The following is a 13,364-nucleotide window of genomic DNA, read 5'->3' as shown; positions in this document are numbered from 1 at the left end:
TATTGTATAATATATTAATAGTTAAATATGGAGAAATTGGAGTAAAAGGTAAGAATAGATATCTTTTCGAAAATAAATTAATAAAAAATATAAAAAATATGCTTAAACCATTAGGCGAATACAATGTATATAAAGAATATGGAAGAATATATGTGGATGTAAATGATGATAATTATGAAGAAGTAATGGAAGAAGTAAGAAAAGTATTCGGTATAGTAGGTGTTTGTCCAGGTATAAAAGCTGAGAAAGACTATGATGTCTTAAAAGAAACAGCATTAAAATTGATAGAACAAAAGATAGAAGAAGGTGCTAAAACTTTTAAAGTTGAATCAAGAAGAGGAGATAAATCTCTACCACTTACATCTCAAGAAATGAGTATAGATATAGGTGGATATATACTTTCCAATGTAAAAGATAGAATAAAAGTAGATGTTAGAAATCCAGAAGTTAAAGTTAGATGTGAATATAGAGAATTAAATACTATGGTATATACAGACTCTGTGCCGGGTTATGGTGGTCTTCCTATGGGAACTGCTGGTAAGGCTATGTCACTTTTATCAGGAGGAATAGATAGTCCAGTTGCAACTTGGATGGTTGCAAAAAGAGGTATGGATATAGAATGTATACATTTCCATACATATCCTTTTACTAGTGAGAGATCAAAGGAAAAAGTGTTAGATTTAGCTAGAACTCTTTCAAGATATTGTGGTCCTATAAAAGTTCATTGTTGTAATATACTTGAAATAGAAAAAGAAATAACTGAAAAATTAAATAGAGAAGAAACTACTATACATTCTAGAAGATTTATGATGATGATAACTCAAAGATTAGCAGAAGAAAGACATTGTCAAGCTATTGTAACAGGAGAAAGTATAGGTCAAGTTGCTTCTCAGACAATATATGGTCTTAATTGTACAAATGCAGTTTGTTCATTACCAGTATTTAGACCACTTATTGCTATGGATAAATCAGATATAATAGATATAGCTCAAGAAATAGGAACTTATGAATTATCTATAGTTCCAGAAGAAGATTGTTGTAGTGTATTTGCTCCTAAAAAACCTATAACAAAACCAAAATTAGAAAGAATAGAAAAAGCTGAAGAAAAACTTGATGTAGAAGCACTTATAGAAGGTGCAATGGCTACAATAGAAACAATAGTTTGTGAAGTAGAATAATTAAAATAATATACAAATAATCTTATATCAAACAAAAAGGTGCTATCAAATTAAGGATTTTTAATAGATAGCACCTTTTATATATGTATAAATAATTTACTTATTTTTCAAAAGAAAGTAAATCTTTAACTTCTAATCTTTCTGGAGCTGGTTTTGCATCGCCATCTCTATAACCTACAGCTATTAAAGCTGATACATTTTCTTCTTCAGGGATAGAGCATATTTCTTTTACTTTTGCATCGTCAAATATACCTAAAACAACACTACCAAGACCTTCATTATAAGCAGATAAACAGAATGTCTGACAAGCTATACCTGCATCAAAAGATTCCCAATGAGTATTTTTTGGAGTAGAGAAGCTTCCATCTTCTTCATACCCACTTACTTTTCCAACAGAAGTAAGAACAACTAATGCAGCACATCTTTTTATTGTTTTTGCATTAAATACAAAATCTAAAACAGCTTCATCAGCTAATTTATTTTTTTTATCTTCACTTTCTATTATATGGTATCTAGTTGATTGGCTATTTTTCCAAGATGGAGAAAATCTAGATAATTCTATTATTTTTTCAAATACTTCATGAGATATTTTTTCTTCTTTAAATTTTCTAACACTTCTTCTTTCTTTTATACAATTTTCGAAATTCATATAAAGTTCCTCCCTTTTATATAATATAAATTTATTATATAATATTTTTGATTTTAAAACTATTATATATTTAAAAATACAAATAATTAACATATTTAAAAACCCCTACTGCAAATAAAGTAGGGGTTTTATAAATTAATCTAATTTATTATATATTTCAACGCCGTATTTTTCAATTATATCTTTGGCTCTCTTAACATCCTCATCTTCAGCTTGTGGTATTCCATCTAAAGGATATTTTAATCCAAGTTCTTCCCATTTATGAACACCTAATGTATGATAAGGAAGTATTTCAAATCTTTCTACATTATTAAGAGTAGATACAAATTCGCCCATTTTATTAAGATTTTCTTCTGAATCAGTAACTCCAGGTACAAGAACATGTCTTATCCAAACTGGAATATTTTTTTCATCTAAATACCTAGCAAAATCAATAGCTGTATTTATATCAATTCCAGCTAAATTTTTAGCTTCTTCAGGTATCATATGTTTCAAATCTAATAACACTGTGTCAGTTATATCTAAAATATCACTAATATCAGATGCTTTAGTACAACCAGATGTATCTAAACAAGTAGTAAGACCATTTTCTTTTGCTAATTTAAATATTTCATATAGGAATTCAGGTTGAGCAGTAGCTTCACCTCCAGAGACAGTTATACCACCACCAGAAAATTCCATATATGTTTTATATTTTAAAGCATCTTGTACTATTTCTTCGGCTGTTTTTTCAGTACCACCATTTTTATTCCAAGTATCTCTATTATGGCAATATTTACATCTTAAAGGACAGCCTTGTAAGAATACTATATATCTAATTCCGGGACCATCTACGGTCCCGAAAGTTTCTATTGAATGTATTTTTCCTTTTATCATATTAATCAACCCTCTCTGCTAATCAGAAAGGATTTATTATATTTCTGATTAAGCCATTTTGTTGTGGAATGTTCTGTTTATAACATCTAACTGCTGTTCTCTAGTTAATTTTATAAAGTTAACTGCATATCCAGAAACTCTAACTGTTAACTGAGGATATTTTTCAGGATGTTCCATAGCATCTTCAAGAGTAGCTCTATCAAATACGTTAACATTTAGATGATGAGCTTTCTGAGCAAAGTAACCATCTAACATAGATGATAAGTTAGTTACTCTTTCATCCATATCTTTACCAAGTGATTTTGGAACTATAGAGAATGTGTTTGATATACCATCCTGTGAATATTCATATGGAAGTTTAGCAACTGATGCAAGTGAAGCTAAAGCACCACTATTATCTCTTCCGTGCATTGGGTTAGCACCTGGAGCAAATGGTTCACCAGCTCTTCTACCATCTGGAGTATTACCTGTTTTCTTACCATAAACAACATTAGAAGTTATAGTTAATATTGACTGAGTTGGGTAAGAGTTTCTATAAGTTTTGTTTTTCTTAATTTTTTCCATAACATCTTTAACTATGAATACAGCTATATCATCAACTCTATCATCGTTATTTCCGTATTTTGGATAATCTCCTTCAACTTCAAAATCAACAACTATTCCATCTTCATTTCTTATAGTTTTAACTTTAGCGTATTTTATAGCTGATAATGAGTCAGCACAAACTGATAAACCAGCCATACCACAAGCCATAGTTCTGAATATATCTCTATCATGAAGTGCCATTTCTAGAGCTTCATAAGAATATTTATCATGCATATAATGTATAACATTTAATGTATTTACATATAATTTAGCTAACCAATCAGTGAATAAATCGAATTTAGACATAACTTCGTCATAGTCTAAGTATTCAGAAGTTATTGGTTCGAATTTAGGTCCTACCTGAACTCCTGATTTTTCATCGACACCACCATTTATAGCGTAAAGTAAAGTTTTAGCTACGTTAACTCTTGCTCCGAAGAACTGCATCTGTTTACCTATTCTCATAGCAGATACACAACAAGCTATACCGTAATCATCTCCCCAGTATTCTCTCATAAGATCATCATTTTCATACTGTATTGAACTAGTATCTATTGATACTTTAGAGCAGAAATCTTTGAATCCTTGAGGAAGTCTAGTTGACCAAAGTACTGTTAAGTTTGGTTCTGGTGATGGTCCTAATGTATAAAGAGTATTAAGAACTCTGAATGAGTTTTTAGTTACTAAAGTTCTACCATCTATACCCATACCTGCTATTGATTCTGTTACCCAAGTTGGATCTCCTGAGAATAAATCATTATATTCTGGAGTTCTAAGGAATCTAACCATTCTTAATTTCATAACGAAATGATCCATTAATTCCTGAACTTCTTCTTCAGTTATTGTACCTGCTTTTAAATCTCTTTCAAAGTATATATCAAGGAAAGTAGAAGTTCTACCTAATGACATTGCAGCACCATTTTGATCTTTAACTGCTGCAAGATATCCAAAGTATAACCACTGAACAGCTTCTTTTGAGTTTTCAGCAGGTCTAGATATATCAAATCCATAGCTTTCACCCATTCTTTTTAAAGCTTCTAAAGCATTTATCTGTTCAGAGATTTCTTCTCTTAATCTTATTGTATCTTCATCTATTGTTGATAGCTCTAAAGAATCTTTCTGAGCTATTTTATCTTCTATTAATTTGTCAACTCCATAAAGAGCAACTCTTCTGTAGTCTCCTATTATTCTACCTCTACCATAAGCATCTGGAAGACCAGTTATTATACCTGATTTTCTACAAGCTCTCATTTCTTTAGTGTATGCATCGAAAACACCCTGATTGTGAGTTTTTCTATATTTAGTGAATATTTCTGATACTTCTGGATCTAAATCATATCCATAAGCTTTACAAGAATTTTCAACCATTCTTATACCACCATAAGGCATTATAGCTCTTTTTAAAGGTGCATCTGTCTGAAGACCTACTATCTGTTCTAAATCTTTATCTATATATCCTGGTGCATAAGCATCTATTGCTGTTATAGTTTTAGTGTCAACATCAAGAGTTCCACCATTAGCTATTTCTTTTTTACAAAGATCAGCAACCTCATCCCATAATTTTTTAGTTCTTTCTGATTCTCCTGCTAAGAAAGAAGCATCTCCTTCATAAGGAGTATAGTTTAACTGTATGAAATCTCTAACGTCTATTTCTTTAGACCAATTTCCAGTTTTAAAACCATTCCAAGCTGTAGTCATATAGTTACCTCCATAATAAAAAATTTATATAAAAAATAAAATAATCTGCAATTGTTATATTACCATAAAAAGAATATATTGTATACAAGAAAATGTAAATATTTTTATAAATTTTTTAAATTTATCTACTTATTAATATTGTATTAAACAATACTAGTAAAATAAATGTATTGTATCTAAAAAATCAAACTAATATTCGATATGTAAAGAACATAATCTTATATAATAATATAACTGTACTTCTAATATACCCCAAAAAAATAAAATAAAACATAAATAAAAGATAAATGATAAATAAAATCAAATGAAAAAGCATAGTATAATAAAGAAAAATAATATTATTTTGTTGATAAAACATAAATAAGTACATAAAGAGTAAGTTATATTTTTGTTTTAGGTTTACACAATTTAATTAAGGGTATATAATAGAAAAGTTAGTATTTAGATTAGAGACGGAAAGGAATTACATAATGGAAATAAAAAAATTTGAAGATTTAGAGATAAATCAAAATATAAAAAAAGCAATAGCTGAAATGGGATTTGAAGAGCCATCTCCAATTCAGTCAAAATCAATCCCAGTTATTTTAGAAGGAAAAGATGTTATAGGTCAAGCACAAACAGGTACAGGTAAAACAGCAGCATTTTCAATACCAATACTTGAAAAAGTTGACCCAAAAGATAAATCACTTCAAGCAATAGTACTTTGTCCTACAAGAGAACTTGCAATACAGGTTTCTCAGGAGATAAGAAAACTTGCTAAATATATGCATGGAATAAAAACTCTACCTATATATGGTGGTCAGCCTATAGATAGACAGATAAAAGCATTAAAAGGTGGAGTACAAGTTATAATAGGAACTCCAGGGCGTACAATAGATCATATAAAAAGAAAAACAATAAAACCTGAAAATGTAAAAATGATAGTACTTGATGAAGCAGATGAAATGCTAGATATGGGATTTAGAGAAGATATAGAAACTATACTTGAAAATGTACCAGAAGATAGACAGACTACATTTTTCTCAGCTACAATGCCAAAAGCTATCTTAGAACTTACTAAAAAATATCAAAATGAACCGGAACATATAAAGGTAGTTAGAAAAGAATTAACTGTTGAAAATATAAAACAGTATTATATAGAAACTAGATCATCTAATAAAATAGAAGTTCTTTCAAGATTAATAGACGTATATAATCCAAAACTTTCTGTAGTTTTCTGTAATACAAAAAAAGGTGCGGATGAACTTGTAGGTGAATTACAGGGTAGAGGATATTTTGCAGATGCCTTACATGGAGATTTAAAACAGGTACAAAGAGATATAGTAATGGATAAATTTAGAAATGGTACTATAGACATATTAGTTGCTACAGATGTTGCTGCTAGAGGAATAGATGTAGATGATGTTGAATGTGTATTTAACTTTGATCTTCCACAGGATGAAGAGTATTATGTTCATAGAATAGGTAGAACTGGTAGAGCTGGTAGAGAAGGTCTTTCATTCTCATTTGTATATGGTAGAGATATGAGAAAAATGAAAGATATAGAAAGATATACTAAATCTAAATTAGAAAAACATCCAATACCTACAGTAGGAGATGTTGAAGAAAAGAAAGTTGGAGCTTACTTTGAAGAAGTTAAAAGAGTAGTAGAAGAAGGTAAACTTGCAAAACAAATACAATGGCTAGAAAACTTCTGTGAAAATGAAGAAACAGAATATTCTATAGTAGATATAGCTGCAGCACTTTTAAAATTATCTATGGGTGAAGAAGAAAAAGAAGAAATAATAGAAGAAAAACCAAAGAAAAATAGAAGAAGAGATGAATCTTCTGGAAAAGATGGAATGGTTAGATTATTTATAAATGTAGGTAAAAAACAGAGAGTACAGGCTAAAGATATTCTTGGAGCAATAGCAGGAGAAGCTGGAGTACCTGGAAAAACAATAGGAACTATAGATATATATGATAAATTTACTTTTGTTGAAGTACCAAAGAAAAAAGCAAAAGTTATAATTGAAAAAATGAAAAATAAAAAAATCAAAGGTAACAAATTAAATATTGAAAAAGCAAATAAAAAGAAAAAATAATTAAATATAAATTTTAATAAATATATCGAGATATTAACAATAAAAAGAACACTGTTTTAGATAGTGTTCTTTTTGTATATTAAAGATAGTTTAAATATATAATAAAAAGACTAAATCTTTTGGGATTTAGCCTTTTTTTATTAGTTTTATTGATTATTGTTATTATCAGGTTGAGTTGGTTTATTATTTCCAGCATTATTCTGATTATTGTTATTATCAGGTTGAGCTGGCTTATTGTTATTATCAGGTTGAGCTGGTTTATTATCATTGTTGCTATTATTACCATCACCTGAATTACCATCATTATTTCCAGAAGGTTTATTTTCTGATTCATGATTATATTCTTTTTTTGATTCGATAGGTGCAGTTGAAACTCTATCTGTAGATGTTCCATCTATGAATGCAGCATTTACACCATATGATGAAGCACCACCATCTCTTAAATTTATTTTTGTAAAGTAAATTTTATCTGGTTTTTCAAAATCCTTTACTTTTAAATTTTTATGAATTTTAGACATTATTTTTTGCCATAATATAGCTGAAGATGAACTACCACCACCGATATTTCTTGTTTTTACTATTTTTCCATCAGGAGTTCTTACACCAGCGTCATCGGCAATATAAGTTGCAGCAACATAATAAGGTGTATAACCAACAAACCAAGCTTCTTTAGAACTATTTGTAGTACCAGTTTTACCAGCAGTAGGCATCTTATTAGGAAGTGCAGCTTTACCAGCAGTACCTTCTGTTATAACAGCTTTTAGCATATCAGTCATGACATATGCAACCTGAGGATCGACAACTCTTTTCTTTTCAGGGTTACTTTGTACAATAGATTGATCGTCAAATGATTTAATACTTGTAAATATTGTAGGTTCTATATACTGTCCACCATTAGCTAAAGCACCATATGCTGTAGTTAATTGTAAAGGTGATATACCATAAGTAAGACCACCAAGTGTAAGGGCAGGGAAACGTCTATCAGTATTATTAGAATCTGAAGTTGCCTTATTATCTGCAAGTGATGTTATACCAAAGTTTTTAAGGTAATCAATCATAATATCAACAGATTCATCGTAAGAATTACCTAGAAGCTCTGCAACTTTTACAGCAACAGTATTAGATGACTTAGCAAGTCCCAATCTTAAACTCATAGAACCACTACCATTAGTAGTTGTTTTAGGGTTCCATTTTCTATTTTCTTCAAATCTATATCCACCTCTAGCATCACTAAATGCAGTTGCCTGAGTTATAGACAACGTATCTATTGCAGGAGTATATATTGCAAGAGGTTTTATGGTAGAACCAGGCTGTCTAGGAGTAGTAGCTCTATTTAAAGTTTTTCTACCAGAAATATTTCTACCACCAACAAGACCTTTTATTTGTCCAGTTTTATAATCTATAATAACTGTTGCAGATTGAGGTTGATAAACTCCATCTGGTCCTAAAATATTTCCAGGGAAATTACTTGAATTATTATACTCTGATTCTATAGCTTCCTGTATTTTTGGATCAATAGTAGTATTTATTATAAGACCACCATTGTAATACATATTCTCAGATTCTTCTCTAGTATTACCTTGTTCCATAAGTGAAGAAATAACTTCACTTTCAACTAAATCTTCAACAGAATTAGACACTTTTTTAGATTCTTCTGGTAATTTTATAACTATTTTTTCTGATAAAGCTTCAGTATATTCTTTTTGAGTAATATATCCTAATTCTTTCATTTTTCCAAGAACAGTTTCTTGTCTTTCTTTAGCTTTAGGATTATTTACAGCTTTTCTTATTACAATAGCTCCACTTTTTGCTTGCTTATAAACACCTTCATTTATAAGACCCCAATTATAAAGTTTATCTATCATTTTTAACTCAGTTTCAGAAGGATCATCAAAACTATCATCTTTTGTATTTACAAAAGTAAGAATACGATGATCTAAGTCTTCTTTTGACTCAGTACCATCTAATTTATCACTTTTATAAGCTGAATATGCAGCTGGATTTTTTGTTGACCCAGCTAAAAGAGCAGATTCTGCTAAAGTAAGATCTTTTGCAGATTTATCAAAATATCCCCTCGCACCAGCTTCAGCACCAGAAAGACCTTTACCTACAAAGAAGTTATTTAAATATAGCTCAAGAATCTGTTCCTTAGTAAGTTTTTTTTCTAGCTCTGTAGAATAATAAAGATCTCTAATTTTACGATCTATAGTTTGTTCTGTACTTGTTAAAAGCATTTTAGATACCTGCATAGTAATTGTAGAACCACCCTGTCTTTTTCCTAAAAGTGTCATAACACCAGAACGAACTAAACCTTTAAAATCAAATCCATGGTGTTCATAAAAACGCTCATCTTCTATAGATACAATAGCTTTTTTTAGGTAAGGTGACATTTTTGACAATGGTACAGGTGTCTTTTTACCTATACTAGGGGCAGTAGACATCTTTTCACCATTAGAGTATAAAAGAGTAGTTGTTACATAAGTTCTTTTGTTTAAATCTGCAAGTGTCACAGGTTTAACATCTCTAAGAGAAGAGAAAATTACTGCTAAAATAATTGAGAAAGAAATAATTATACCCGCAAAAAATACTGAAAATGCTATTTTAGTTTTTGAAAATTTTCTTTTTTTTCTGCGAGATGGAACTCTTCTTTTTCTTTTTACATTAGAAGTTTTTACAGTACTAGACCCTCTACTACTTTTGGAAGAAGAGCTACTACCACTACTTCTAGTATAAGAAGACTTTCTAACTGTAGATTTAGATTGAGAATTAGAAGAACTAACTCTTTTCTTTCTTATCTTATTATCATTATTATTATCGTTTTTCATAAGTAGTTTACCTCCTTACTCTAGGATAATATTATAACATAAATATAAAATGATTGGTATTATAAGAGAAAAACAAATAAAGTAACTGTAAGTCTTGAAATAAAGCCAAAAAAAATATATTATAATGTAAGTTAGGAATTATTTAATACAATATATATGTATTTTGAAAATATGAAATTGATATAAAGAATTATTTGAGGAGGAAAAAATGTTAGTAGTAGAAAATGTTAGTCATGGCTTTGGTGCTAGGGTAATACTTGAGAATGTATCATTTAGAATAAGAAAAGGGGAGCATATAGCACTAGTAGGAGCTAATGGAGAAGGTAAATCAAGTTTTTTAAATATAATAACTAAAAAATTAATGCCTGATGCTGGAAATATAAAATGGTCTTCAAGAGTAACGGTTGGATATTTAGACCAGCATACTGTATTAGGCCAAGGAAAAACAATAAGAGAAGTTCTTAGAGAAGCTTTCAAACCAATGTTTGATTTAGAGCAAGAAATGTTACAGATGTATGAAAAAATGGGAGAGGCATCTGATGAAGAAATGTCAGCTCTTATGGAAGATACAGCTGAAATACAGACAATACTTGAACATAGTGGATTTTACACAATAGACGCCAAAATACAAGAAGTTGCAAATGGATTAGGACTAGGAGAAATAGGACTTGATAGAGATGTAACTGATTTAAGTGGAGGTCAAAGAACAAAAGTACTTTTAACTAAATTACTTCTTGAAAATCCAACAATTCTAATACTAGACGAGCCGACAAACTACCTTGATGAAGAACATATAATTTGGCTTACTAGATACTTACAAGAATATGAAAATGCATTTGTTTTAGTTTCTCATGATATAAACTTTATAAATGACACTTGTAATGTAGTTTATCATCTTGAAAATGGAGAATTGAATAGATATAAAGGTAATTATGATGAATTTGAAAGATTAAATGAAATTAAGAAGAGACAAGAAGAACAAGCATATGAAAAACAAGTAAAAGAAAGAGAAAAATTAGAAGATTTTATAGCTAGAAATAAAGCTAGAGTTGCTACAAGAGGTATGGCAAACTCAAGACAAAAACAATTAGATAAGATGGAAATACTTGAAAGACCAAAAGAGAAAATAAAACCTACATTTGCATTTAAAAATGCTAGAGTATCAGGAAAAATTGTTTTTGAAACAAAAGATCTTGTTTTAGGTTATGGAGAACCTCTTACAAAACCTCTTAATTTCCAATTAGAAAGAGGAAAAAAAATAGCTCTAAAAGGTATGAATGGTATAGGTAAATCAACACTATTAAAAACTCTTTTAGGAATGATAAAACCTTATGATGGAGAAGTTAAATTAGGGGATTATTTAGAAGTAGGTTATTTTGAACAAGAAAGCTCAAGTGAAAATAATAATACTGCAATGGAAGAAATATGGCAAGAATATCCTGGACTAACAAATTATGAAGTAAGACAATCTCTTGCAAAATGTGGATTAACTAATGAACATATAACAAGTTTAGTTAGAGTTCTTAGTGGAGGAGAAGCTGCAAAAGTTAGATTATGTAAAATCATGTTAAAAGAAATAAACTTCCTTGTACTGGACGAACCTACAAATCATTTAGATGTAGATGCAAAAGATGAACTTAAAAAAGCGATTAAAGAATTTAAAGGAACAGTTTTACTAGTATCACATGAACCAGAATTTTATATGGACTTTGTAGATGATGTATGGAATATTGAAGATTTTACAACTAAAATAGTATAATTAAATTAGTCAGATAATACAATAACAAATAAAATTAAGATATAAAATTAAAGGTACTCAATATACTTAGTTGTATAAAGAGTACCTTTTAAAATTTAATTAATACAAAATTATAAATTGATTCGTGATTAATTTTAATTCCTCCAATAATTATACTGGCTTATTTTTTCAAGGTCTAATATTAAAGCAAAAACTAGCTAATAGCTAGAAATGAATTGCCTAACCTCTTATTTTTAGTTTCCTTTATTTCAGTACTTTTCATTTCTAACCTTTTAATTTATTCTTATGCTCTTCATTCAGATTGGATAAAGTTCGATGCAGTCCAGTATTTGGCTTGGTCAAATCAGGTTTCATATCCTGTTGAACAAGAGCGACCGTATCTAATGTACTCTCAATCTCAGCAACCATCTCTTTAATTCGCATAGCCTTGGCAGACGTATCTACTGTCCTTTTTTCCTTATTTCCGATCATTTCTTCAGGTTTTGGGTTATCTGAAAACAATAAATAGTCTGCTGGTCCTTTTCTTACGCGCTTTTCTAACTCACCGACTAACTCTTGGTCCCATGTCTCTTTTTTCCAGCCCTCTCTACTTTGTAAGCTCTTAGGGATCTGTGTACTTCTAAAATAATAACTCGCTGGTCGTGTCTCTTTTATTTTTTTCTTACTCAATTTTTCTTCACTCAATCGATTTCTTCTTTTCTCTTCTTTATTTAGGCGGTCTAGAGGAGTTTCAATCTCTTGACTCTTTTCCTCTGAATGTTCTCGCTCTCTTTTCTTATAGAAACTCGGCCCATCATAGTTCATCTGTAAACTCCCCTTTCCATTTTTATTCTTTAAAATTCAAATGCTGAACCAGTTTCCAACTCTTCATCGAGTACTAAGATACCTGCTTGTTTTTCTTCTGGAACATCGATATTTAATTCTCTAGCAGAACTAATCATTCCTACACTCTTTGTTCCTCTAAGTTCTCCAGGCCATATAACCATTCCATCTGGCATCGTTGCACCCGGTTTGGCAACCACAACTTTTTGTCCTTTGGCAATATTTGCTGCTCCACAGACAATTTGTAATACTTCTCCATTATCAATCTCTGTTTGCGTAATAGATAGATGATCTGAATCTTCCATTGGCTCACACTCTTGAACATATCCAACAACAAACTTAGGTGAAGGATCTGCAACAAGCTCATCTTCAAAACCTGCTTCTGCTAATGCTTTGTTTAAAGAGTTTACCTCTTCTTCTGATAAGATTACTGGTCCACTTTCATCTAGTTTTAACCATTTTGAGGCGTTAAAAAAGTTGAAGCCTACTGCTTCACCAGTTTTTTTATTTGCCAGACGAGTAATATCACCTTTTCTTTCAAATGATTGTTCTTCTACTGTTGTATTTTTTAATTGAATGACTAATAAATCTTCAAATGCTTGATTATTATAACTTGTGACTAACATCTTATACCCTCTTTTTTAGTTTAATTTTTTGGTCGTACTGTTTCTAATGTGCTTTGATCAAATGTTAAGATTATTTGCTTTATCATTTCTAAAGCTGCGTCATAATCATCAATACGGAACATTGTTTGATGTGTGTGAATATAGCGCGCGCACATCCCTATGACAGCACTAGGTATCCCTTCATTTAACTGATGAGCTGCACCTGCGTCTGTTCCACCTTTAGAGACAAAGTACTGGTAAGGAATACCATGCGTTTCTGCTG

The 13,364-nt window shown here is 30.2% G+C and carries 9 protein-coding genes and 1 pseudogene; 3 read left to right on the top strand and 7 right to left on the bottom strand.

All coding sequences use genetic code 11. From position 1 onward, the window contains the following. Positions 1-2: 2 nt before the first annotated feature. Complete coding sequence (gene thiI, locus Q1J78_RS06085) at positions 3-1,178, top strand: tRNA uracil 4-sulfurtransferase ThiI (RefSeq protein ID WP_300277620.1); 1,176 nt, start codon at positions 3-5, stop codon at positions 1,176-1,178. A 100-nt stretch (positions 1,179-1,278) separates the two neighbouring features. On the opposite strand, the gene Q1J78_RS06080 is transcribed toward thiI, so the two are convergent. From Q1J78_RS06080 to pflB, 3 genes are all read right to left on the bottom strand, one after another. Continuing rightward, on the bottom strand, positions 1,279-1,827 hold the full coding sequence (locus Q1J78_RS06080) for a nitroreductase family protein (protein WP_300277617.1): 549 nt from the start codon (positions 1,825-1,827) through the stop codon (positions 1,279-1,281). A gap of 135 nt (positions 1,828-1,962) precedes the next feature. Next, on the bottom strand, positions 1,963-2,703 hold the full coding sequence (pflA, locus tag Q1J78_RS06075) for a pyruvate formate-lyase-activating protein (protein ID WP_300277614.1): 741 nt from the start codon (positions 2,701-2,703) through the stop codon (positions 1,963-1,965). Positions 2,704-2,751: 48 nt separating this feature from the next. Next, on the bottom strand, positions 2,752-4,986 hold the full coding sequence (gene pflB, locus Q1J78_RS06070; protein ID WP_300277611.1) for a formate C-acetyltransferase: 2,235 nt from the start codon (positions 4,984-4,986) through the stop codon (positions 2,752-2,754). 470 nt (positions 4,987-5,456) lie between these two features. On the opposite strand from pflB, the gene Q1J78_RS06065 reads away from it, so the two are divergent. Then, entirely contained in the window at positions 5,457-7,070 is a 1,614-nt protein-coding gene (locus Q1J78_RS06065) for a DEAD/DEAH box helicase (RefSeq protein WP_300277607.1), read from the top strand. Between the two features lie 146 nt (positions 7,071-7,216). On the opposite strand, the gene Q1J78_RS06060 is transcribed toward Q1J78_RS06065, so the two are convergent. Further along, positions 7,217-9,895 carry a transglycosylase domain-containing protein gene (locus tag Q1J78_RS06060; RefSeq protein ID WP_300277604.1) on the bottom strand — a complete coding sequence of 893 codons (2,679 nt, stop codon included), beginning with the start codon at positions 9,893-9,895 and terminating at the stop codon, positions 7,217-7,219. Positions 9,896-10,103: 208 nt separating this feature from the next. Between Q1J78_RS06060 and Q1J78_RS06055 the strand changes: the two genes are divergently transcribed. Continuing rightward, positions 10,104-11,654 (top strand): ABC-F family ATP-binding cassette domain-containing protein, encoded by a 1,551-nt coding sequence (locus Q1J78_RS06055; protein ID WP_300277601.1) that lies wholly within the window; start codon positions 10,104-10,106, stop codon positions 11,652-11,654. 264 nt (positions 11,655-11,918) lie between these two features. Here the strand turns inward: Q1J78_RS06055 and Q1J78_RS06050 are convergent, their stop codons facing one another. The 3 genes and pseudogenes from Q1J78_RS06050 to Q1J78_RS06040 form a co-directional block, all read right to left on the bottom strand. Beyond that, the gene (locus Q1J78_RS06050; protein WP_300277598.1) at positions 11,919-12,458 is read right to left on the bottom strand and encodes a hypothetical protein; all 540 of its coding nucleotides are present in this window, start codon (positions 12,456-12,458) and stop codon (positions 11,919-11,921) included. Between the two features lie 29 nt (positions 12,459-12,487). After that, positions 12,488-13,102 carry a YtpR family tRNA-binding protein gene (ytpR, locus tag Q1J78_RS06045; RefSeq protein ID WP_300277595.1) on the bottom strand — a complete coding sequence of 205 codons (615 nt, stop codon included), beginning with the start codon at positions 13,100-13,102 and terminating at the stop codon, positions 12,488-12,490. A 20-nt stretch (positions 13,103-13,122) separates the two neighbouring features. Then, positions 13,123-13,364: pseudogene (locus Q1J78_RS06040) on the bottom strand (hypothetical protein); the annotation flags it as partial.

This window comes from Peptacetobacter sp. (assembly GCF_029264495.1).
Classification (GTDB): Bacteria; Bacillota; Clostridia; order Peptostreptococcales; family Peptostreptococcaceae; genus Peptacetobacter.
The sequence above is the reverse complement of the archived record's forward strand: the minus strand, read 5'-3'. Positions and strand labels throughout refer to the sequence as shown.

Bases quoted from the DNA above. Each gene is read 5' to 3' on its own strand.
- Q1J78_RS06080 (WP_300277617.1), bottom strand. From the start codon at position 1,827: ATGAATTTCGAAAATTGTATAAAAGAAAGAAGAAGTGTTAGAAAATTT.
- pflA (WP_300277614.1), bottom strand. From the start codon at position 2,703: ATGATAAAAGGAAAAATACATTCAATAGAAACTTTCGGGACCGTAGAT.
- pflB (WP_300277611.1), bottom strand. From the start codon at position 4,986: ATGACTACAGCTTGGAATGGTTTTAAAACTGGAAATTGGTCTAAAGAA.
- Q1J78_RS06065 (WP_300277607.1), top strand. From the start codon at position 5,457: ATGGAAATAAAAAAATTTGAAGATTTAGAGATAAATCAAAATATAAAA.
- Q1J78_RS06060 (WP_300277604.1), bottom strand. From the start codon at position 9,895: ATGAAAAACGATAATAATAATGATAATAAGATAAGAAAGAAAAGAGTT.
- Q1J78_RS06055 (WP_300277601.1), top strand. From the start codon at position 10,104: ATGTTAGTAGTAGAAAATGTTAGTCATGGCTTTGGTGCTAGGGTAATA.
- Q1J78_RS06050 (WP_300277598.1), bottom strand. From the start codon at position 12,458: ATGAACTATGATGGGCCGAGTTTCTATAAGAAAAGAGAGCGAGAACAT.
- ytpR (WP_300277595.1), bottom strand. From the start codon at position 13,102: ATGTTAGTCACAAGTTATAATAATCAAGCATTTGAAGATTTATTAGTC.